Raw genomic sequence first — 21,595 nt, forward strand, 5'->3', positions numbered from 1 at the left:
CGGGCTCTCCGTTACTTGGATCGTTCTTCGGGACTACCGGCTCAGCGCACGCGCGAGCCGGTGGCGAAGAAGTCGTGCAGATCGTGGGCGAACGAATCGAACTTGGCGATCGTGGCGCTGTTGATCTTGTTGAAGAAGTTGTAGGCGAACACCGCCGGGATCGCGACGAACAGACCGATCGCGGTCATGATCAGCGCCTCGCCCACCGGGCCGGCCACCGCGTCGATCGAGGCCGAGCCGGTGGCGCCGATGCGGATCAGGGCGCCGTAGATGCCCCACACCGTACCCAGCAGGCCCACGAACGGGGCGGTCGCACCGACAGTCGCCAGCAGCACCATGCCCGACTGCAGCCGCGAGCTCTCGCGGGTCACGGCCTGGCGCAGGGCGCGGTCGACGAACTCCGAGCGGGTCAGGTTCTCGCCCAGGCCGGCGCCGGCACCTTCCGAGCGCTGGTGGTGGGCGGCGGCCTGCGCGGCGTCCAGGGCGATCTTGGAGAACGGCTCGCTACGCGGCTGCTCTTCCATGACGCGGATGGCTTCCTGCGCGTTGGGGGCTTCCCAGAACGCATTGACCACGCGATCGGCGTAGGACTTCAGGCGGGTGTTCTTGATGGCGTTGAAGACCGTCCAGTACCAGGCCGCGGCCGACATGAACACCAGGGTCAGCAGCACGATCCAGGAGACGGCGAATTCTCCGGGCTTGGAGACCATCTCCGAGATCATGTGGTCGAAGCCCATCTGCGTGAGGGCGGAGGCGTTGCCCCCCGCAGCGGCGGCGATGAAGAGTTCCTGCAGCATGACGCTTACCTTTGGTTTGTTTGGTGGAGAAGGAAGGCGGAAACGCTAGGCCCGGTTTCCCTTAGGGGGTTCCCCCAAGGAAACGGACATCAACCCAGGGTGAAGTTCACCGGGACCCGAACGCGACCGGCCGCCTTCTGGCCGTTCACAGTAGCGGGATTGAAACGCCATTTACGCGCGGCCTCCATGGCGGCCCGGTCCAGATCGCGGTTGCGGCTGGATCGTTCGACCGACACGTTGGTCACGTTGCCGTTGGCGTCGACGTCGATGACGAGGATGACCTCGCCCTCGATGCCGGCGCGCGCGGCTGCCGGCGGGTAGCGCGGCGGGTTCATGTTCTTGGAGGAGATGTCGACGCTGGCGCCGATGTCGGCGACCGGCTGCGGCGGCGCGGGCGGCGACGGCTCCTGGTAGACGTCGGTCGGGCGCGGCTCGGCCACGTCGATCGGCGGGGCCTCCGGCGGTGGCGGCACCGGCGAGGGCTTCGGCGGCGCCAGGTCCTTGATCGGCGGCGGCGGCTTGTCCTGCGGCGGCGGCGGCGGCGGCGGCGGGGGTGGCGGCGGCGGCGCGTCGACCAGGGTGACCAGGATGTTGCGTTCCTTCTCCGTTTCCGCCTTCGGCGCCACGGCGGGGATGAGCAGCAGCATCAGCGCGGCCAGGTGCAGCGCAATGACGAACGCAATGCCGATGATGCGCGGCCAGCTGAGGCCGCTCTCCTCGGTTTCTTCGTAGTTCCTGTGGTGGACAACCAGTTGTTCAGCCATGCGCCTAGTGACTCAGGTGTGGGGCCGGGTGCCGCCGGGGGAAGGTCCCGTCCGGGGGCAGCCCAGGTTCTCGCGGGTGACACCGCATGAACCGCCAAGCATATACCAATCCCGCGCCCGTGTGCCTAGGGCGCGGCGCTTTTCCGTGAAGTTACTTCAAGTTGATGATTTTCCTGGCGTCTTCCGGCTTCCTCACGCCCTTGTCCAGGGCCTGCTGGGCGGCCTGCTTGGCTTCGGGGACCCGACCCTCCTGCCACAGCACGCGGGCGAGGTTGAGGTAGGTCTCGCCGTCCTTGGACAGCGGGGCGGCCTTCTGCCAGTTCTCGATCGCCTGCGGGATCTGTTCGCTGTAGTAGTACGACTGGGCCAGGGCCAGGTGGGTCTGGTAGTCGGGCTTGAGCGCGCCCTTCTGCAGGCCTTCGTTGATCACCGAGATGACGTCCTTCTCGCGGTTGTCCATGTTGGCGTAGGTGATGTACAGCTGGCGGTACTCGCGCTCCTCGCTCAGCTGGCCGGCCGCGCGCAGCTTCTCCAGCACCACGGCGGCCTTGTCCATCTGGTCGGCCTGGGCATAGATCGCGGCCAGGTTCATCTGGGTCTTCTTGTCGCTCGGGTTCTTCGCCGCCAGCTGTTCGGCCAGGGCGATCGCATCGCCGCTCTGGTTGGCTTCGGCGTAGGAGGCCATCAGCAGCTGCACCCAGCTGTCCTTCGGCTCGGGCGTCGACTCGACCGCCTGCTTCAGCGGCGGGATCGCCTCCTGGTAGCGCTCCATCTGGTACAGCGCCTGGCCCTTGAGCACCAGGTCGTCGGGCCGGGTCGACCGGGTCTCGGTCAGGTAACGGTCGAGCGTGGCCATGCCGGCGTCGAGCTCGTCGTCGGCCAGCTGCAGCTGCGCCAGCATCAGCATCGTCTGGTAGTGGCCGTTGTTGTCCAGGGCGTCGAACTGCAGCGCCTGCTGCAGGTAGGTCTTGGCCGCGGCGGTGTCGTCGAGGTTGTAGGCGGCCTGCGCGGCGAGCTGGGTGGCCAGTGCCTTGTCGTACTCGTTGGCGCCGTCGGTGGTCAGCACGTCGTCGGCCAGCGTGCGGGTCTGCGCGTAATCGTCCTTGTTGTAGACGTCGATCAGCTTCTGCAGCTTCTTGCCGGCCTTGGTGGACGCCTTGGCCGCCGGTTCCTGGCGGGTCGCCTGCGGGTACAGCTGCTCGACCTTGTCGGACTTCTTGCTCGAGCGCGACGACTGCGCGGAGGCATCGCCCACGACCATCCCGCCGAGGGCGGCGGCGATGAAGATCGACAGGACGGCATGCTTGCTGCTGAATTTCATTGGATCACCTCGTACGGGCCACCGCTCGCGGGCGGGGGCGGGAACCGGGCCGGCAACGCTATCAGAACCGGCTTTCTTTCGGAATGGCAGGAAAAACGCGTTGTTCTCGCGGTCAGGTCCCACACCGGGGCGTATGGCCGGCCTGGCGTGCGGCCTGGTAGAGCGGCTGCAGCGACGGCGCCCGGGCTTCCAGCGCCCGGATCCGGTTCTGCGGATCGGGGTGGGTGGACAGCCATTCGGGCGCGCGGCCGGCGGAGGCCGCGACCATGTTCTTCCACAGGTCCACGGCCTGCGCCGGGTCGAAACCGGCCTGCGCCATCAACCGCTGGCCGATCTCGTCGGATTCGGTTTCCTGGGTGCGGGAGAACGGCAGCAGCACGCCCATCTGCGCGGCCATGCCGCCGCCCTGGGTGACCAGGTCGGTGCCGGTCTGGCCGTAGCGGGCGCCGGCAAGCGCACCGAGCACTGCCAGGCCGGTCGAGGTCGCGCTCTGCCGCGACGCGCGCTCGTTGGTGTGGCGCGCGTAGACGTGGCCGATCTCGTGGCCGATCACCGCCGCCAGCTGGTCCTGGTTCTTAGCCACCGTGAACATGCCCGTGTTCACGCCGACCTTGCCGCCGGGCAGGGCGAAGGCGTTGGGACTGTCGTCGACGAACACCGCCGTTTCCCATTGCAGCTGGCGCCATTCCGCAGGCAGTTGCGCGACCAGCGCCTGGACCACGCACTGCACGTACTGGCTCTGCTGGCCGCCGGACAGGGTCTTCTGCTTGCTCTTCATCTCGGCGAAGGCCTGCGCGCCCATCTGGTTGAGCTGGCTGTCCGAGTAGGCCATGTACTGGGTGCGACCCGTGGGCGATGTCGTGGTCGCGCACGCGGCCAGCACGACCGCGGCCGCCAATACCAACCCTGCCCGCTTCAGATGCATCTGTTGTCCCGCCCTGTTCACTTTCGGCGACAGTGTCCTCGCAGCCGGCTTAACTTTTCGTCAAGCGCAACGCTAGATCAGGCCGTGTACGACCAATGCCAGCGCGTTGTTCAGCGCGTGTGCGAGAAACGGCGCCCACAGGCTGCCGGTGCGCCAGTACAGCCAGGCGAAGGCCGCGCCCATGCCGCCGTAGATCAGCCACAGCTGCAGGACCGCCAGCGGCGGGTTGTGGCTGATCCCGGGGACTTCGTGGACCAGGGCGAAGGCCAGGCTGCTCACCACCAGGCCCAGCCAGGGCCGGCCGGCCGCCAGGAAGCGGCCGAAGAACACCCGCCGGAACAGCAGCTCCTCGTAGGCCGGCGCGAGCACCACCGCGAACAGGAACAGGAATACCGGCCAGTTGCGCGCGGCCTCCTCCACCAGCGCCAGGTTGGTGGGCACCGGCTCGCTGCCGAGCTGCCGGGCCAGCCAGCCGAGCAGCGAACTGCCCAGGAACACCGCCACGCCGACCAGCACGGTCCAGCCCCACGTGGAACGGCGCCGCAATGCCGCATGCGCCGTGGTCCGTTCGCCGGCATCGGCACGCCGCCGCCAGAAATACAGGACCAGCGCCGCGAAGGACGTGGCGAACAGCGCGAACAGGATCTGCGCCAGCGCTCCCGGCTGGCCGATCGCCGCCTGGATCGCGGCCGCATCCGGCTGGCCGCCGGCGGCCAGCGTTGCCGCGCGCCAGACGGTCCAGACCGCGGCGGCGGCGATGCTGCCGCCGACCACCAGCAGCACGGCCAGCAGCGCGTCGAACAAGAACGCGCGCAGCAGCGGCGCCATGCGCGATGGCGGCACGGCGGCGTGCATGGTCCCGGCCACGGGTTCCCCGGTCACCGGCTCAGACGTCGAGATTGGCGACCTTGAGCGCGTTGGTCTCGATGAACTCGCGCCGCGGCTCGACCACGTCGCCCATCAGCGTGCTGAAGATCTGGTCGGCGGCGACCGCGTCCTCGATCCGCACGCGCAGCAACCGGCGGGAATCCGGATTGACCGTGGTCTCCCACAGCTGCTCGGGGTTCATCTCGCCCAGGCCCTTGAAGCGCTGGATCTGGCGGCCCTTCTTCGCTTCCTCCAGCAGCCAGGCCTGGGCCTGGGCGAAGCTGGCCACCGCCTGCGAACGGCCGCCGCGCATGACCTGCGCGCCGTCGCGCACCAGTCCGTGCAGCTGCGCGGCCGCATCGCGCAGCGGACGCAGTTCGCCGTGCTCGAAGATCGACAGCGGCAGCACCTGCAGCAGTTCCTCGCCCATGTGCCGGCGGGTGATCTGCAGCGCGGCCGGGCGCGACTCGGTGGCCGGCAGCAGCTTCAGCGCGAAGCGCGGGCTGCCGAGCTTGCCGCGGTTGAGGCGCGCTTCCAGCGCGTCGAGCTCGTGGCGTTCGTCGGTGTTCTTCGCCAGGTGCTCGGCGTCGAGCGGCGTGAAGTCGATCAGCGCTTCCAGCAGCAGCGGATCGAAGCGGTGGCTGTTGCGGGCGATCGCCTCGCGCGCGCCGGCGTAGGCCAGCAGCAGCTTCTCCAGGCCCTCGCCACTGACCGGCGGTTCGCCCTCGGCCGGGATCAGCGCGGCGTTCTCCACCGCGTTGCTGGCCAGGTACGTGTCCAGTGCCGCATCGTCCTTCAGGTACAGCTCTGTCTTGCCCTGCTTGATCTTGTACAGCGGCGGCAGGCCGATGTAGATGTGGCCGCGCTCGATCAGCTCCGGCATCTGCCGGTAGAAGAACGTGAGCAACAGCGTGCGGATGTGCGAGCCGTCCACGTCCGCGTCGGTCATGATGATGATGCGGTGGTAGCGCAGCTTGTCCGGGTTGTACTCGTCCTTGCCGATGCCGGTGCCCAGCGCGGTGATCAGGGTGCCGACCTCGGCCGAGCCGAGCATGCGGTCGAAGCGCGCGCGCTCGACGTTGAGGATCTTGCCGCGCAGCGGCAGCACCGCCTGGTTCTTGCGGTTGCGGCCCTGCTTGGCCGAGCCGCCGGCCGAGTCGCCCTCGACGATGAACAGTTCCGACAGCGCCGGGTCCTTCTCCTGGCAGTCGGCCAGCTTGCCGGGCAGGCCGGCGATGTCGAGCGCGCCCTTGCGGCGGGTCAGCTCGCGCGCCTTGCGCGCGGCCTCGCGGGCGCGGGCGGCATCGACCACCTTCTCCGCGATGGCGCGCGCCTCGTTCGGGTGTTCCTGCAGGAACTCCTCCAAACGTGCACCGAACGTGTTCTCAACGGCCGGCTTCACCTCCGAACTGACCAGCTTCTCCTTGGTCTGGCTGGAGAAGCTCGGGTCCGGCACCTTCACCGACAGCACCGCGATCATGCCTTCGCGCATGTCGTCGCCGGAGAGATTGATCTTGGCCTGCTTGGCCAGCCCGTTCTGCTCGATGTAGTTGCTGAGCGTGCGGGTCAGCGCGGCCCGGAAACCGGCCAGGTGGGTGCCGCCGTCCTTCTGCGGGATGTTGTTGGTGAAGCAGAACATCGTTTCCTGGTAGGCGTCGGTCCACTGCAGGGCCACGTCCACCACGATCCCGTTCTGCTCCCCGCTGACCGAGATCACGTTCGAGTGCAGCGGCGTCTTCAGTTGGGCCAGGTGCTCGACGAAGCTGCGGATGCCGCCTTCGTACTGGAAGGTGTCCTGGCGCACGCTTCCATCGGGCGTGCCGCCGCGCTCGTCGATCAGGGTGATCTTGACCCCGGAGTTCAGGAACGACAGCTCGCGCAGGCGGCGGGCCAGGATGTCGTAGTGGAACTCGGTGTCGGTGAAGATCTCGGCGGCCGGCAGGAAGCGCAGCATGGTGCCGCGCCTGGTCGACGCCTCCAGCTGCTTGAGCGGATACAGCGGCTCGCCCAGCGAGTATTCCTGCTGCCAGTGGTAACCGTCGCGCCAGATGTCCAGCCACAGGTGCGAGGACAGCGCGTTGACCACCGACACGCCCACGCCGTGCAGGCCGCCGGAGACCTTGTAGCTGTTGTCATCGAACTTGCCGCCGGCGTGCAGCACGGTGAGGATCACCTCGGCCGCCGAACGGCCCTCCTCCTTGTGCGTGTCGACCGGGATGCCGCGGCCGTTGTCGGACACCGCGACCGAGCCGTCCTCGAGGATGCGCACGATGATGTCGTCGGCATGCCCGGCCAGGGCTTCGTCGACCGAGTTGTCGACCACCTCGAACACCATGTGGTGCAGGCCGGTGCCGTCGTGCACGTCGCCGATGTACATGCCCGGGCGCTTGCGGACCGCTTCCAGGCCGCGCAGGACGGTGATCTTGCTGGAGTCGTAGGAATCGTTGCCGGGGGGGGAACTCGGGATGTGCTCGCTCATGCCTTCGCCGCAGTCGGGACCGGGCCCGCGGCCGGGTCGGCAGCGGACACCTTAGCTATAGGGTTGACGGCCGATTATACCCCAGCCCGGACCTCTCCCCCGGTCCGCGGGATCAGTCTTCAGCTGCGATCCGGCCCTGTTCCACGTGGAACAGGCGGTAGCCGTCGCGGTCCACCGCAAGGGCCTGCGGGATCTCGGTGGCGGTGACGAACAGCTGCAGGTCGGGCTGGTCGCGCAGGAAGGCCAGCACCCGCTGCTGGTGTTCCCGGTCCAGTTCGGACGGCAGGTCGTCCAGGGCAATCACCGGCCATTGCCCGCGCCGGCCGGCGTAATCGCTGGCCTGGGCCAGGAGCATGGCCAGCGCGGTGAGTTTGGTCTGGCCGCGCGACAGGGCTTCGCGGCCCGGCAGGCCGGCCAGCTGCACACTCCAGTCCGCCCGGTGCGGGCCGACGCCGGTATGGCCGCTGGCGCGGTCGCGGTCGCGGGCCAGCAGCAGGGCGTCGGCCAGGGAAAGCTCCTGGCGGCGCCAGCCAGGCTGGAAGTCGAGCCCGCGCAGGGCCAGTCCGTCGGTCAGCCTCCCCGCCACCTCCAGTACACACGGCGCCAGTTCGCCCAGGTACCGCTCACGGAACGCGGTCAGTGTTTCACCCGCCTCGGCCAGTTCGTGATCCCAGGCGTCGAGCTGGGCGTTGGACCCCCCAGCCTTGAGCAAGGCATTGCGTTGTTTCAGGGCCCGGGCATACCGCCGCCACAGCGGCAGGAAATCCTGTTCCACGTGGAACAGGCCCCAATCGAGATAGCGACGCCGGTTCTCCGCACCCCCGCTGACCAGGGCGTGGCTGCCGGGCTCGAAGGTCACCACTGCCAGGGCGGCGCACAGCTGACCGAGATGGGCGACGTCGCGCCCGTCCAGGCGCCCGGTCCATTCCTGACCCGCATGCCGCAGTCCGGCCCGCCGCTGCAACGCGGCTCCGCCCGCACCCTGCTCCTGCCACTCGACGAAGACCTCCAGTGCCGGCGCATGCTCGCGGATCAGGCCGTCGCGCACCCGGCCACGGAAACTGCGGCCGTAGGCCATCAGATGCAGTGCTTCCAGCACGCTGGTCTTGCCGGCGCCGTTCGGCCCGGTCAGGAGGTTCAACCCCGGCGCCGGGGCCAGTTCGACCGCCTCGAAACGCCGCAGGTCGTGCAGAGTCAGGCGGGTCACACGCACAAGACCACCCCTACAGCACGACGCCCGGCCAGAGCCGGGCGTCGAATGGGTTCCACGTGGAACACAGGCGCAGCAGCAAGGTCACAGGCGCAGCGGCATCACCACGTGCCGGCACTTGCTGCTGCTGGCCTCGCGGACCAGGGCCGAGGAGTTGGCGTCGCGCAGCGCGATCACGATGTTCTCTTCGCGCAGCGCACCCAGGGCATCCAGCAGGTAGTTCACGTTGAAGCCGATCGCCAGGTTGTCCACCCGGGTATCGGCCTCGATCTCCTCCTGCGCCTCTTCCTGCTCGGGATTGTGCGCGTTGATCTTCAACTGGCCCGGGGATATCTCCACCCGCACGCCGCGGTACTTCTCGTTGGACAGGATCGCTGCACGCTGCAGTGCCGCGCGCAGGACCTCGCGGTCCAGCTTGACTTCCTTCTCCGCGCCGATCGGGATCACCGCCTCGTAGTCCGGGAAGCGGCCATCGATCAGCTTCGAGGTGAAGGTGACATCGTCGCGCTTGACCCGCACGTGGCTGCGGCCCAGTTCCAGTTCCAGTGCGCGGTCGCCGCCTTCCAGCAGGCGCTGCAGTTCGGTCACGCCCTTGCGCGGCACGATGATCTGGCGCTTGGCGCCGACCGGCTGTTCCAGCGGGGCCTCGCACAGGGCCAGGCGGTGGCCGTCGGTGGCCACGCAGCGCAGGGTCTGCTCGCGCAGGTCGAACAACAGGCCGTTGAGGTAGTAGCGCACGTCCTGCTGGGCCATCGCGAACGCGGTGCGTTCGATCAGCTCCTTCAGCCCGGCTTCCGGGACGCTGATCCGTTCGGTGGCCTCGACCTCGTCCACCGACGGGAAGTCGTTGGCCGGCAGGGTCGCCAGGGTGAAGCGGCTGCGTCCGGCCTGGACCGTGACCTTGTCGCCGGACTGGCTGACCGTGACCCGGCTGCCGTCCGGCAGGGCTCGGACGATCTCGAACAGCTTGCGGGCCGGGATCGTGGTTTCGCCGTCCTGCGCGTCGTCGACTGCAGCGCGCGCGATCATCTCCACTTCCAGATCGGTACCGGTCAGCGAGAGCTGTCCGTTCTGCACCTGCACCAGGAAGTTGGCCAGGACCGGCAGGGTCTGGCGTCGTTCAACCACGTTGACGACCTGGGCCAGGGGTTTGAGAAAGGCCTCGCGTTGCAGAGTGAAACGCATGGGAATCCGTGCCTCTACGCTTTGAAGGAATGTGGAATAAATCTAAAAGTGGTGGTGCTGGAGTCGCCCCAAATCTGTGGAAAACCAAGGCAACCTATTGAATTTAAAATATTTTCTGTGCCGGTCAAGGCTGCGGACAAGTGCCGGTCCGGGGTCGGGACAAGCTGTGGATCGTTTCCGGCCCTCGATTCTGTCCCCGGTTTATCCCCAGCTCGTCCCCTGTCTATCCCGGGAAATTACCCCAAGCATTCACTCGCCGGGCGTTCGAATCAACTTCCGCTTCGTTCCGCAGCCTCGTTCACTCGCTGAGCTTGCGGATCAACTTGTCCCAGTCCTCGCGCAACTTGCCATCGGTCTCCATCAGGCTGCGGATCTGCCGGCAGGCGTGCAGCACCGTGGTGTGGTCACGGCCGGCGAACGCGTCGCCGATTTCCGGCAGGCTGTGCTCGGTCAGTTCCTTGGTCAGGGCCATGGCCACCTGCCGCGGCCGCGCCAGCGAACGCGTGCGGCGTTTGGACAGCAGGTCCTTGATCTGCAGGCCGTAGTAGTCGGCCACGGTCTTCTGGATGTTGGGAATGCCGATGGCCTGCTGCTGTGCGCGCAGCAGGTCGCGCAGCGTTTCCTGGGCGAACTCGACGCTGATCGAGCGGCCGGTGAAATTGGCGCGGGCGGCGAGCGTGTTGAGCGCGCCTTCCAGGTCGCGCACGTTGCTGCGCATCTTCTTGGCCAGCAGGAACGCGACCTCGTCGGGGATCTGCGCGCCGCGTTCGTTGGCCTTGGCCAGCACGATCGCCGCGCGCGTCTCGAAGTCCGGCGGGTCGATCGCCACCGACAGGCCCCAGGCCAGGCGCGACTTGAGCCGCGGCTCCAGGCCGTCGACTTCGCGCGGGTAGCGGTCGCAGGTCATGATGATCTGCTGGCGGCTGTCGAACAGCGAGTTGAAGGTGTGGAAGAACTCCTCCTGGGTGCGGTCCTTGCCGGCGAAGAACTGGATATCGTCGATCAGCAGCGCGTCGATCTGCTGGAACTGGCGCTTGAACTGGTCGGCGGTCTTTTCCTGCAGCGCGCGGAAGAACGCGCTGTAGAACTGTTCAGAGCGCAGGTACAGCACCCGCGCGCCGGGATTGGCCGCGCGCATCGCATTGCCGGCGGCGAACATCAGGTGGGTCTTGCCCAGGCCGGTGCCGCCGTACAGCAGCAGCGGATTGTGGGCGCGGTCGCCGGGGCGCTGCGCGGCCTGCCAGGCGGCGGCGCGGCCGAGCTGGTTGCTGCGGCCCTCGACGAAGTTCTCGAAGGTGTAGTGCGGGTCGAGGTTGCCGTTGAACGGCTCGGCCGGTGCCGGCGTGGCCCGCGTGCTGGCCAGGCCGCCGCTGGCGGCCGGGGCCAGCGGCCGGGCCGGTTCGGCCGTGCGCGGTCGCGAGCCGATCTCCAGGGCCACGTTCAGGTGGCCGGCGAAATGCTGGGCCAGCTCGCGGATCCGCGGCAGGTAGCGGTCGCGGACCTGTTCGACGATGAAGGCGTTGGGCGCGTACAGCACGACGCTGTCCGGCCGCTCCTCGGCCTGCAGGGGTTTGAGCAACATGTGGATGTCCTCGGCCGGGAATTCGGCTTCGAGGCGTTCCAGACAGCGGGGCCAGGCATCCATTGGACAGGCAAAGCTCATGGGGCGATCGCCGCGCCGCCAGAGCGTCGCCGGACGACCGCGGGGGTCGGAATTCGGACTCGGCAGCCTATCATCGGGCCTGGGTTTCCCCAAGACTTATTCACAGGGCATCCACAGCGCGGCGCACGCCCTCTGGCCGCCACCTTCCGGGCCAGCTTGACCGGGGAGGTCGGCCGCCCTAGAATTTCCGGTTCTTTCGATCCGAATACAGCCGAGTGCCGCCATGGCCACCAAGCGCACCTTCCAGCCCAGCAACCTCAAGCGCAAGCGCGACCACGGATTCCGTGCCCGCATGAAGACCGCCGACGGCCGCAAGATCCTGGCGCGTCGCCGCGCCAAGGGCCGCAAGCGCCTCAGCGCCTGATCGCTGCCCGTCCCCTGCCCCGCGCCCTGTGTGCGGGACGCGCGGGGAATGGCCGCCGCGATCCGCAACACCCGATGACCTCCGACCCGCGCGCGCGATTCCCTCGCAGCGCGCGGGTTCGTTTGCGCGCCGAATATACCGCCGTGTTCGAGCACGGCCGCCGGTCCGGCGATGCCCTGCTCGGCCTGCACTGGGCGCCTGGCCCGCAGCCGCCGCGGCTGGGCCTGGCGGTGTCGCGCAAGGTCGATCCGCGCGCGGTCGGCCGCAACCGGATCAAGCGCATCCTCCGCGAAGCGACCCGTCGGCTGCGTCCGCAGCTGGCCGGCGGCGACTACGTGGTGGTCGCGCGCCCGGCCGCCGGCCGCGCCAGCCGCGGGCAGATCCTCGAGGCCTACCTGAAGCTGCTGCGCCGCGCCGGCGCATTGCCCGGCCCGGCCGCCGGCGTCACAATGCCCGCGGCCGTTTCGCCAGAATTCCCGACCCCTTCTTCTTCCACGCCGGACACCTGAGCCGGCCGAGCCTGCCTGCCCGATGAACCAGACCCGCGTATTCCTGATCCTTGCCTGGCTGATGGTGGCGATGCTGCTGTGGATGGAGTGGGGCAAGGAACAGGCCGCTCCGCCGGCCACCGCGACCACCACGACCACTGTCGTCGACGGCGACGCGTCGGTCCCGGCCGCGGTACCCGCCGCGACCGCCGGCAGCGATGCCGCCGTGCCCACCGCGACCGCGCCGCCGCCCACCGCCGTGGTCGCCGCCGCACCCGCCGCCGGCGCGACCCGGGTCAGCGTCCGCACCGACGTGCTGGACCTGGTCCTGGACGGCGGCAGCGTGCTGCAGGCCGACCTGCTGCAGTTCCCGCAGAGCCGCGAGCCGGGCAGCGCGCCGGTGCGGCTGTTCGATGCCGACCCGGCGCACTTCTACGCGGCCCAGGCCGGCTGGGTCAGCGCCAGCGGCGCCGCCCCCACCCACCAGTCCGGTTTCGTGCCGGAAGGCGCAGAGCGCGCGTTCGTCCTGGCCGACGGCCAGGACCGGCTGGAGGTGCCCTTCGTCTGGCACGGTCCGGACGGGGTCAGCATCCGCCGCACCTACGCCCTGACCCGCGGCTCCTACGCGGTGGAAGTGCGCGACGAGATCGTCAACCAGGGCAGCGCGCCCTGGCAGGGCCAGGTCTACCGCCAGCTGATCCGCAAGCCGCCGGTCATCGAGCGCGGCTATACCCGGCCGGAGTCCTTCAGCTTCAACGGCGCGGCCTGGTATGACGGTGACTACCAGCGCCGCAAGTTCGACGAGGACTACCTCGAGGACGGCCGCGTCAATGCGCAGACCGACCGCGGCTGGATCGCGATGCTGCAGCACCACTTCTTCAGCGCCTGGCTCCCCGAGGGCCAGCAGCGCACCACGATTTCGCTCGATGCCCCGGCCAGCGGCGCGCTGGTGCGCGAACTCGGCGAGGCCGTGCAGGTCGCCCCGGGCGCGACCGCCACCACCCAGGCGCGCCTGTACGTCGGCCCGAAGCTGGTCTCGCAGATCCGCGCCCAGCAGGTGCCGGGCCTGGAGCGCGCGGTCGACTACAGCCAGTTCTCGATCCTGGCCATCCTCGGCGAGGGCCTGTTCTGGGTGCTGAGCCACCTGTACGGCCTGTTCGGCAACTGGGGCTGGGCGATCATCGGCCTGGTGGTGCTGGTCAAGCTGGTGCTCTATCCGCTGTCGGCGGCGCAGTACAAGAGCTTCGCCAAGATGCGCAAGTTCCAGCCGCGCATCCAGCAGCTCAAGGAGCGCTACGGCGACGACAAGCAGAAGTTCCAGACTGCGATGATGGAGCTGTACAAGAAGGAGAAGATCAACCCGATGGGCGGCTGTCTGCCGATCCTGGTGCAGATGCCGGTGTTCCTGGCGCTGTACTGGGTGCTGGTGGAGTCGGTGGAGCTGCGCCACGCGCCGTGGATCGGGTGGATCCAGGACCTGACCGCGCGCGACCCGTACTTCATCCTGCCGGTCATCAACGTGGCGGTGATGTGGTTCACCCAGAAGCTGCAGCCGGCGCCGGGCATGGACCCGATGCAGCAGAAGATGATGCAGTTCATGCCGGTCGCCTTCGGCGTGATGATGGCGTTCTTCCCCGCCGGCCTGGTGCTGTACTGGGTCACCAACGGCGCGCTGGGCCTGCTGCAGCAGTGGTGGATGATGAAGAAGCACGGCGAGCCGGCAGCGAAGGCCAGCCCGGCCAAGTGACCGCCGCCGTCCGCCGCGTCCCCGCAGAAACCCGCCTGACCGGCGGGTTTTTGCTGTGCCAGACTTTCCCGCGATGAACCGCCCGCCCGCCGGCAACGACACCATCGCCGCCATCGCCACCGCGCCCGGTGCGGGCGGGGTCGGCATCGTGCGCCTGTCCGGGCCGCGCGCGCTGGAGATCGCCCGCGTCCTGGCCGGCCGCGAGGCGCTGCCGCGACGCGCGTTGCGCGCGGTGTTCGCCGATGCCGCCGGCGAGCCGATCGACGACGGCATCGTCCTCGCCTTCCCCGGACCGCACAGCTTCACCGGCGAGGACGTGGCCGAACTGCAGGCGCACGGCAGCCCGGTGCTGCTGCGCCGGCTGGTCGAGCGCTGCTGCGAGCTCGGCGCGCGCCCCGCGCGCCCGGGCGAGTTCAGCGAACGCGCCTTCCTCAACGGCAAGCTCGACCTGGTCCAGGCCGAGGCCATCGCCGACCTGATCGCCGCCGCCGACCTGCGCGCGGCGCGCGCGGCGCGGCGTTCGCTGGAAGGCGTGTTCTCGCGGCGGATCGAGAGCGTCGCCGCCACCCTGCTGCGGTTGCGGATCCACGTGGAGGCGGCGATCGACTTCGTCGACGAGCCGATCGAGACGCTCGGCATCGGCCAGGTGCGCGCCGACCTGGCACGCCTGGGCGATGACCTGCGCATCCTGCTGGCCGAAGCCGAACGCGGCCGACGGCTGCGCGACGGCCTGCACGCGGTGCTGCTGGGCCCGCCGAATGCGGGCAAGAGCTCGCTGCTCAACGCGCTGGCCGGCGACGCGCGCGCGATCGTCGCCGACATCGCCGGCACCACCCGCGACGTGCTGCGCGAGACCGTGCGCATCGACGGCCTGGAGCTGGAACTGTCCGACACCGCCGGCCTGCGCGAGGGCGGCGACGCGATCGAACGCGAAGGCATGCGCCGGGCGCACGCGGAGCTGCAGCGCGCCGACGTGGCCCTGCTGGTGCTGGACGCGCGCGACCCGCAGGCCGGCCGCGCCGCGCTGGAGCAGGCCTCGGCCGGCGTGCCGGCGCGGCTGTGGATCCTGAACAAGGCCGACCTGGCGGACGCCGCCGCCCGCCCGGCGGCGGCCGACGAGGTCCGGGTCTCGGCCCTGACCGGCGCCGGCCTGGACGCGTTGCACGCGGTGCTGCGGAACCTGGCCAGTGGTGGCGCGCCGGAAGCGGCCGAAGGCGAGTTCAGCGCGCGCACCCGCCAGGTCGAAGGCCTGCGCGCGACCCTGGACCACGCCATGGCCGCCGCCGCCGAGCTGTCCGCCGAACGCATGGAACTGGCGGCCGAGGAGCTGCGCCTGGCGCACCAGGCGCTGGGCCGGATCACCGGCCAGACCAGCGCCGACGAACTGCTCGGCCACATCTTCTCGAGCTTCTGCATCGGCAAGTAGCGTGCCGGCGCTTGACCGTCGTCACGTTTTCACGGCCGCCGGGGCCTGGCCGGCGGACCGGCGGCGCTTGTGGCCGGCCCCGTCGCGGTTGACAATCCCGGACGGATTGCGCGATCTAGGGGGCGCCATCCGGCCGTATTGTGCTTTTCCACGGGGGATTACCAATGTTGTCCATGACGATTTCGCCGAAATCGCGGCTGTGCGCGTGCCTGATGCTGGCCGTCGCGCTGGCTGCCTGCTCCAAGCAGGAAGAGGCCGCCCCGGCGGCGACCGCGCCTGCCGCAGCGGACGCACCTGCCGCCGAGCCGGCGGCGACGCCGCCCGCCCCCGCGGTCGCGGCCACGGTCCAGGCGATGGGCGCCGACCAGCTGCGCGACGCCGCCAGCCAGGCGCTGCGCGAGAACCGGATGTACGCGCCGGCCGGCGACAACGCGATGGAGTACTACCTCGCGCTGCGCGACAAGCTGCCCGACGACGCCGGCGTCTCCAGCGCACTGACCGACCTGATGCCGTATACGCTCATCGCCGCCGAGCAGGCGGTGGCGCGCGAGCAGTTCGAGGAAGCGCAGCGCCTGCTGGCGCTGATCGAGAAGGCTGACCAGACCGCGCCGGCACTGCCGCGCATCCGCCAGAGCATCACTTCCTCGCAGCAGGCCGTGGCCCAGCGCAGCGAAGCCGACGCTGCGCGCGCGCGCGCCGACGCCGAGGCCCGCGCCCAGGCCCAGCAGCAGCAGCTCGCCACGCAGCAGGCGGCCGAGGCCGAGGCGGCACGCCGCCTTGCCGAGCAGGAAACCGCGCGCCAGGCCGCCGCCGCGCGCGAGGCCGAGGAACAGCGCGAAGCGGCCGCACGCCAGGCCGCGGCGCAGCAGCAGGCCGCCGCCGTCGCCCAGCCCGCGCCGGCCCAGCGCAGCCTGCGCCCGATCAGCATGCCCTCGCCGCGCTATCCGCCCGACGCGCTGCGTGCCGGCACCGCGGGCGAGGTGCTGGTCGAGTTCACCGTCGGCACCGACGGCTCGGTCACCGACGCCCGCGTGCTGCGCGCCAATCCGGCACGCACCTTCGACCGCGAGGCGCTCAACGCGGTGCGCCGCTGGCGCTTCGAGCCGGTCGACGCGCCGGTCACCACCCGCCGCACGGTGGCCTTCAGCCCGGGCGGCTGACCGGCGCCGCAGGCCCGACACGAAGAGGCCCGGCATCGCCGGGCCTTTTTCTTGGTTCACCCAACTCCGCGGAGGACAACCCGGCCGGCGGAAAAGCGCCGCGCCCGAGATGGCGCCGGGCATTCTCCTGCAGGAGCCCATTCATGGGCGACACGGGCGTCGGAACCACGAGGGCGTCGCCTGGGCCGACGGCGTCGGGTCGCCGGCTGAACCCGGCTCCTACAACAGCCGCGCCACCGCCGCTCTTCTGTAGGAGCTGACTTCAGTCGGCGACACGGGCGTCGGGATCATGAGCGCGTCGCCTGTGCCGACGGTGTCGGGTCGCGGGCAAGCCCGGCTCCTACACAAGAGCGGGTCGTCGGGCGGCGAACGAAGTTACGACCCCGAAGTGCCCCGAAGACGTGGCAGGCCGGGTGCGTTGCGGCAGCGGCCAGGGATGGCCGCGTCGGCGAGTCGGCACACGGACGTGCCGCCGAGACGACCGCAACGCACCCGGCCTGCCGCGGCTCAGCCCGAAGCCGACCACCCAAACGCTCTTGCCGTTGCCGCTTCCCGTGTCGCTGCGGTTGCGGCGCCCCCCATCCCCTCGAATCGGCGAAGAATCTTTCTCTTCCCACGGTGGCGGAGGGTCGCCGGCTCAGGTCGAGATCGCCAGCTTCTCCTGCCGGTAGCGCATCACCGCCGCCAGCCACAGCAGCAGCGCCAGGCCCAGGCTGCAGGCCAGGTACAGGGCCCATACCTGCGCGCTGATCGGCTCGGCGCGGATCACCTTCAGCAGCAGCTGGTTCTGCGCCAGGAACGGCACCGCGAACTGCCACAGCTGGGTCTTCACCGGGTTGGCCATCAGCATGATGGTCGGGACCATCGGCAACAGCATCAGCCAGGTCATGTGGCTCTGCGCCTCCTTCAGGCTCTTGGCGGCGGCGGCCAGGAAGGTGAGCAGCGAAGTGCCGATCAGCAGCATCGGCAGCAGCACCAGCAGGAAGCGGCCGATCGCCAGCATCGACACGTCCAGCTGGCGGGCGATGCCGGCCGAGGCCTGCGCGCTGAGCTTGAATGCCAGCAGGGTCAGCAGCAGCGATGCCACGCCCAGCAGGCAGGCGGCCAGTATCTTGCCGCTGACGATCGCCCCGCGCGCCGCTGGCGTGGCCAGCAGCGGTTCCAGCGTCTGCCGCTCGCGTTCGCCGGCAGTGGCGTCCAGCACCAGCGCGGCGCCGCCGAGGAACGCGGTGATGATCAGGAAGTACGGCAGCATCACCGACATCAGCATGCCGCGCTTGGCCTCCGGCGTGGCCAGGTCCAGCGTGCCGCTGCTCACCGGCTGTGCCACCGCCGGGTCGATGCCGCGCGCCAGCAGGCGCAAGGCGCCGACCTGGCCGCTGTAGGCGGCCAACGCGCCGCGCAGGCGGCGGCCGGGGATCTCCGCGTCGCGGCGGGTGCTGTCGAGCATGATCTCCACCAGCGCCGGCCGGCCGGCGCGCCAGTCCTCGGCGAAGCGGTCGGAGATGCGCAGCGCCACGTCGACCTTCTGCTCGCGGATGTCGCCTTCCAGGTCCTGCGGCGGCGGCACCGCCTTGATCCCGTGGGTGGCCAGGAACGCGACCAGGTTCGGCGCGTGTTCCATGCCGATCACCGGCACCTCCAGGGTCTTGTCGATCTGGGTCTTGGCCCGCTTCTCGACCAGCGAGCCCATGCCCAGGATCAGCGCCGGGAACAGCAGCGGGCCCAACAGCAGCGTGAGCGCCAGGGTGCGGCGGTCGCGGGCGATGTCGCGCAGTTCCTTGACCAGCACGGTCCATATCGTCGCCAGTGCGTTCATGCCAGCAGGCCCTCCTCCGAACCGATCGCCTTGACGAAGGCATCCTCGAGATTGTCCTCGCCGGTCTGCTCGCGCAGCTGGTCGGCGGTGCCGGCGGCGACCACCTGGCCCTTGGCCACGATCACGATGCGGTCACAGAGTGCGGCGACCTCCTGCATGATGTGGCTGGAGAAGATCACGCAGCGTCCCTCGGCGCGCAGGCCGCGCAGGAATTCGCGCATCGCCCGGGTGGTCATCACGTCCAGGCCGTTGGTCGGCTCGTCGAGGATCACGTTGCGCGGGTCGTGGACCAGGGCGCGGGCGATCGCGGTCTTGGTCCGCTGGCCTTGCGAGAAACCCTCGGTCTGCCGGTCCAGGATCTCGCCCATGTCCAGCGCCTTCGACAGCTTGTCGATGCGCTCGGCGGTGAGCCGTGCCGACAGGCCGTGCAGGCGCGCGAAATAGGCGATGTTCTCGCGCGCGGTCAGGCGCTTGTAGACGCCGCGCGCGTCGGGCAGCACGCCCAGTGCGCGGCGCACCGCGACCGGATCCTTCGCCGGATCCACGCCGTCCACCTCGATCCGGCCCTGGTCGGGCTTCATCAGGGTGTAGAGCATGCGCAGGGTGGTGGTCTTGCCGGCGCCGTTGGGGCCGAGCAGGCCGGTGATCTGGCCGTCGTGGGCTTCGAAGCTCACGCCGTCCACGGCGGCCACCGTGCCGGTCTTGGTCTTGAAGCTCTTGTGCAGGTCGTGGGCGCGGATCATGGCGCGGCTCCCGCTGGAATGTGTCGGCGCATCAGGGTTCCCATCCGTTGAAACTGGTGAAAGGCGGCACGTAGGTGAGCGTGTCCAGGCAGGCGGCATCGAGCGCCTTGGCGTCGGCCGACTCGATGAACTGGCCGGTGAGCTTGGGCATGCAGCCCAGCCCCAGGGTGCCGTGGCCCTGGCCGTGCAGGACCAGGTGGCGGCCGTTGGGCAGGCCTTCGAGCACGCGCTCGGCGTAGCGCGGCGGCGTCACCGGATCGAGTTCGCCGGACAGCAGCAGCACCGGGATCTCCGAGCGGAACGGATCGGTGAAGCCGTCGGGCCGGGTGCCGTGCGGCCAACTGGCGCAGGCGGCGAAGAACATGCGCGCCACGTCCTGGCCGAGCACGGTGTCGCGGCCGCTGTCGTCCTCGCGGAAGCGGTCGGCGTCCTCGGCGCAGATCACCGACCACTGCATGCCGCGCGCCATCGAACCGCCCATGCTGCGGCCCATCAGTTCCGAGAGCGACTTCAGCGGCGCGAAGCGGCCGTGGGCGGCTTCGTCCAGCACCAGCGGCAGCAGCGCGGCGGTCTGCGGCATGTACGAGAACATGAAGGCCAGTCCGGTGACGGTGTCCGCGTCGACCTGCCCGCGCCGGCTCTCGCCGCTGGCCGGATCGCGGAATTCCACCTCGGCCGGCGCTTCCTTCAGCTTCGCCACCAGTGCATCGAGCTGGGCGCGCGCGTCCTGCGGGAAGCGCTGCGCGCAGGCCGGCAGCTGCCGGCACTGCGCCGACTGCAGCGCCAGCGCATCCTCGAAGGTGTGGGCGAACTCGCCGCCGACGACCAGGTCGTTCGGCGCCACGCCGTCCAGGACGATGCTGCGCACGCGCTGCGGGAAACGGCCGGCGTACTGCTGGGCCACGCGGGTGCCATAGGAACCGCCGACCAGGTTGACCCGGGAAGCGCCGATCGCCTCGCGCACCGCGTCCAGGTCGCGGATCGCGTCGGTGGTGGTGTAGAAGCGCGGGTCGGCGCGGTCGGCGGCGGCGGCGGCGCACTCGGCGGCGAACGCGGCGATGGCATCGGCATCGACCACCGGCGTGGCTTCGCCGTCGTGGTCGGGCGGCAGGCATTCCAGCGCGTTGGAACCGCCGGTGCCGCGCTGGTCGACCAGCACGATGTGGCGCTGCTTGCGCACTTCGCCGAAGGCCGGGTTCAGCGACGGCCACACCGACACCGCCGACTGGCCCGGGCCGCCGGCCAGGAAGAACACCGGGTCGGGGCTGGCGTTGGCCTCGTCGGTGGCCGGCAGCCAGGCCAGGTTGAGGCGGATGCGCCGGCCATCGGGAGCGTCGTGGTCTTCCGGCACCTCGAACGTGGCGCACTGCGCCTGCACGTTGGCCGCCGCCGCGCCGCTGGCCAGGGTGCAGGGCTCGAACGCGATCGAGCCGTAGTGGCGCGTCGAGGACACGGGCGCCGCCGGGTCGGCGGCGTTGTCGCAGCCGGCCAGGAGCGCCGCGGAGGCGATGGCGACGGCCAGCGGGATGGAGGTCTTGCGCGACATCATCGAAGCGGTCCCTCGGGGTTCGTGCAGCGGTGGAGCGGGAAGAAGGGCGGCCGGTGCACCGGGTCACCCATCGGGAACGAACACGTCCTCGATATGCAGGCCGAACAGGCGGGCGATGCGGAACGCCAGCGGCAGGCTCGGATCGTACTTGCCGGTCTCCAGCGCGTTGACGGTCTGCCGCGAGACCTCCAGCCGCTCGGCCAGTTCGCCCTGCGACCAGCCCTGCGCCTCGCGCAGCTCGCGCAGCCGGTTGTTCAACGGTAGCGCCTCATGACCACGATCTTGGCCAGGCCGTAGCTGAAGCAGACCAGCGGGAACACCCAGATCATCGCCGACGCGGCGGGCACGTCGATCACCTTCGCCGCCTGCAGGAAGCCGCCGGCCATGTACAGCAGCGAGACGAACGCGGTGGCGATGCAGACCGCCTCCAGTTCGATGCGCTGCTGCATCTCGTCGGTATCGCGGATGTAGCGGACGATCGCGCGCAGCGCCAGCGCGATCGGCGGCAGCGGCAGCAGCGCGACCAGCGCGCGCAGCGCAGGCTCCTCCACCTGCTTGAGCAGCCAGACCGACGCGAACAGGACCAGCACGTAGGCGCCCATCGCCAGCATCAGTTCCCGGGTGTAGCGGCGGCGCAGCGCCGGCGAGGCGACGTCGCAGGAATCGGGCAGGCGTCCGCGCAGCAGCGCGGCGAAGGCCAGCATGAGCGCGGTGCCGTACAGGATGACGCTCACCGCGCCGGGGATCCGGTCCGGAAACAGGTAGGGCAGCGCGTAGCCGATCACGCCGAGCGTGACGGCGGCAGTGAGGATGTGGCCGGGCCGGATGCGATCCATGGCTTCAGCACGCCCCCTGCGACCGGTGCCGGAAGGCGATCGCCAGCCCGGCCAGGGCCAGACCCACGCCCAGGAACACCGGCTGGCCGGCACCCACCACGGTGATGAAAGCGAGGCCGCAGGCAAGGAACGGCGTGCCTGCGGGACGGCAGCGGGTCATCGGTGACATGGGACGCATCGTGTCAAGGAAGCTTGACAGGACGATAGCGGTCCATGCGCGGTTCTGTCAAGCGTCCTTTACAAGCAGGAACG

The 21,595-nt window shown here is 69.9% G+C and carries 20 protein-coding genes; 5 read left to right on the forward strand and 15 right to left on the reverse strand.

Annotation, left to right across the window (positions count from 1 at the left end; all coding sequences use genetic code 11):
• Window positions 1-41: 41 nt before the first annotated feature.
• The 9 genes from exbB to dnaA all read right to left on the reverse strand — a co-directional run bounded on the left by exbB (window position 42) and on the right by dnaA (window position 11,193).
• A complete protein-coding gene (gene exbB, locus WQ53_RS08005; protein WP_052631683.1) occupies window positions 42-797 on the reverse strand; it encodes a TonB-system energizer ExbB in 756 nt (251 codons plus the stop codon).
• Between the two features lie 89 nt (window positions 798-886).
• Window positions 887-1,561, reverse strand: coding sequence for an energy transducer TonB (locus WQ53_RS08010; RefSeq protein ID WP_052631684.1), 675 nt, complete (start codon window positions 1,559-1,561; stop codon window positions 887-889).
• Window positions 1,562-1,712: 151 nt separating this feature from the next.
• Window positions 1,713-2,882 (reverse strand): tetratricopeptide repeat protein, encoded by a 1,170-nt coding sequence (locus tag WQ53_RS08015; RefSeq protein ID WP_052631685.1) that lies wholly within the window; start codon window positions 2,880-2,882, stop codon window positions 1,713-1,715.
• A 112-nt stretch (window positions 2,883-2,994) separates the two neighbouring features.
• Window positions 2,995-3,801 (reverse strand): M48 family metallopeptidase, encoded by an 807-nt coding sequence (locus tag WQ53_RS08020; protein ID WP_052633993.1) that lies wholly within the window; start codon window positions 3,799-3,801, stop codon window positions 2,995-2,997.
• Between the two features lie 78 nt (window positions 3,802-3,879).
• Entirely contained in the window at window positions 3,880-4,707 is an 828-nt protein-coding gene (locus WQ53_RS08025; protein WP_428992284.1) for a CPBP family intramembrane glutamic endopeptidase, read from the reverse strand.
• Window positions 4,694-7,153: a DNA topoisomerase (ATP-hydrolyzing) subunit B gene (gene gyrB, locus WQ53_RS08030; RefSeq protein ID WP_052631687.1), complete on the reverse strand. Its 2,460-nt coding sequence runs from the start codon at window positions 7,151-7,153 to the stop codon at window positions 4,694-4,696. The genes WQ53_RS08025 and gyrB overlap by 14 nt, the downstream gene beginning before the upstream one ends.
• Window positions 7,154-7,265: 112 nt before the next feature.
• A complete protein-coding gene (gene recF, locus WQ53_RS08035; protein ID WP_052631688.1) occupies window positions 7,266-8,366 on the reverse strand; it encodes a DNA replication/repair protein RecF in 1,101 nt (366 codons plus the stop codon).
• 81 nt (window positions 8,367-8,447) lie between these two features.
• The gene (dnaN, locus tag WQ53_RS08040) at window positions 8,448-9,548 is read right to left on the reverse strand and encodes a DNA polymerase III subunit beta (RefSeq protein ID WP_052631689.1); all 1,101 of its coding nucleotides are present in this window, start codon (window positions 9,546-9,548) and stop codon (window positions 8,448-8,450) included.
• Between the two features lie 298 nt (window positions 9,549-9,846).
• Window positions 9,847-11,193 (reverse strand): chromosomal replication initiator protein DnaA, encoded by a 1,347-nt coding sequence (gene dnaA, locus WQ53_RS08045; RefSeq protein ID WP_052631690.1) that lies wholly within the window; start codon window positions 11,191-11,193, stop codon window positions 9,847-9,849.
• Between the two features lie 241 nt (window positions 11,194-11,434).
• On the opposite strand from dnaA, the gene rpmH reads away from it, so the two are divergent.
• From rpmH to WQ53_RS08070, 5 genes are all read left to right on the forward strand, one after another.
• Complete coding sequence (gene rpmH / locus WQ53_RS08050) at window positions 11,435-11,575, forward strand: 50S ribosomal protein L34 (RefSeq protein WP_052631691.1); 141 nt, start codon at window positions 11,435-11,437, stop codon at window positions 11,573-11,575.
• Between the two features lie 74 nt (window positions 11,576-11,649).
• Window positions 11,650-12,084 (forward strand): ribonuclease P protein component, encoded by a 435-nt coding sequence (rnpA, locus tag WQ53_RS08055; RefSeq protein ID WP_052631692.1) that lies wholly within the window; start codon window positions 11,650-11,652, stop codon window positions 12,082-12,084.
• Between the two features lie 22 nt (window positions 12,085-12,106).
• Window positions 12,107-13,810, forward strand: a complete 1,704-nt coding sequence (yidC, locus tag WQ53_RS08060; protein WP_052631693.1) for a membrane protein insertase YidC — start codon at window positions 12,107-12,109, stop codon at window positions 13,808-13,810.
• Between the two features lie 73 nt (window positions 13,811-13,883).
• Entirely contained in the window at window positions 13,884-15,236 is a 1,353-nt protein-coding gene (mnmE, locus tag WQ53_RS08065) for a tRNA uridine-5-carboxymethylaminomethyl(34) synthesis GTPase MnmE (protein ID WP_052631694.1), read from the forward strand.
• A gap of 173 nt (window positions 15,237-15,409) precedes the next feature.
• A complete protein-coding gene (locus WQ53_RS08070; RefSeq protein ID WP_428992277.1) occupies window positions 15,410-16,396 on the forward strand; it encodes an energy transducer TonB in 987 nt (328 codons plus the stop codon).
• Window positions 16,397-17,033: 637 nt separating this feature from the next.
• Here the strand turns inward: WQ53_RS08070 and WQ53_RS08075 are convergent.
• The 6 genes from WQ53_RS08075 to WQ53_RS17020 form a co-directional block, all read right to left on the reverse strand.
• Complete coding sequence (locus WQ53_RS08075) at window positions 17,034-18,215, reverse strand: ABC transporter permease (RefSeq protein ID WP_052631696.1); 1,182 nt, start codon at window positions 18,213-18,215, stop codon at window positions 17,034-17,036.
• Window positions 18,212-18,958 (reverse strand): ATP-binding cassette domain-containing protein, encoded by a 747-nt coding sequence (locus tag WQ53_RS08080; RefSeq protein ID WP_052631697.1) that lies wholly within the window; start codon window positions 18,956-18,958, stop codon window positions 18,212-18,214. Before WQ53_RS08080 ends, WQ53_RS08075 begins: the two co-directional genes overlap by 4 nt.
• A 31-nt stretch (window positions 18,959-18,989) precedes the next feature.
• Complete coding sequence (locus tag WQ53_RS08085; protein WP_052633994.1) at window positions 18,990-20,504, reverse strand: alpha/beta hydrolase; 1,515 nt, start codon at window positions 20,502-20,504, stop codon at window positions 18,990-18,992.
• A gap of 66 nt (window positions 20,505-20,570) precedes the next feature.
• A complete protein-coding gene (locus WQ53_RS08090; RefSeq protein WP_052631698.1) occupies window positions 20,571-20,765 on the reverse strand; it encodes a helix-turn-helix transcriptional regulator in 195 nt (64 codons plus the stop codon).
• Window positions 20,762-21,343 (reverse strand): hypothetical protein, encoded by a 582-nt coding sequence (locus tag WQ53_RS08095; RefSeq protein ID WP_052631699.1) that lies wholly within the window; start codon window positions 21,341-21,343, stop codon window positions 20,762-20,764. The genes WQ53_RS08090 and WQ53_RS08095 overlap by 4 nt, the downstream gene beginning before the upstream one ends.
• A 4-nt stretch (window positions 21,344-21,347) precedes the next feature.
• Window positions 21,348-21,512: a hypothetical protein gene (locus WQ53_RS17020; protein ID WP_158497823.1), complete on the reverse strand. Its 165-nt coding sequence runs from the start codon at window positions 21,510-21,512 to the stop codon at window positions 21,348-21,350.
• Window positions 21,513-21,595 lie beyond the last annotated feature (83 nt).

This window comes from Pseudoxanthomonas suwonensis, assembly GCF_000972865.1.
In the GTDB taxonomy this organism is placed as follows: domain Bacteria; phylum Pseudomonadota; class Gammaproteobacteria; order Xanthomonadales; family Xanthomonadaceae; genus Pseudoxanthomonas; species Pseudoxanthomonas suwonensis_B.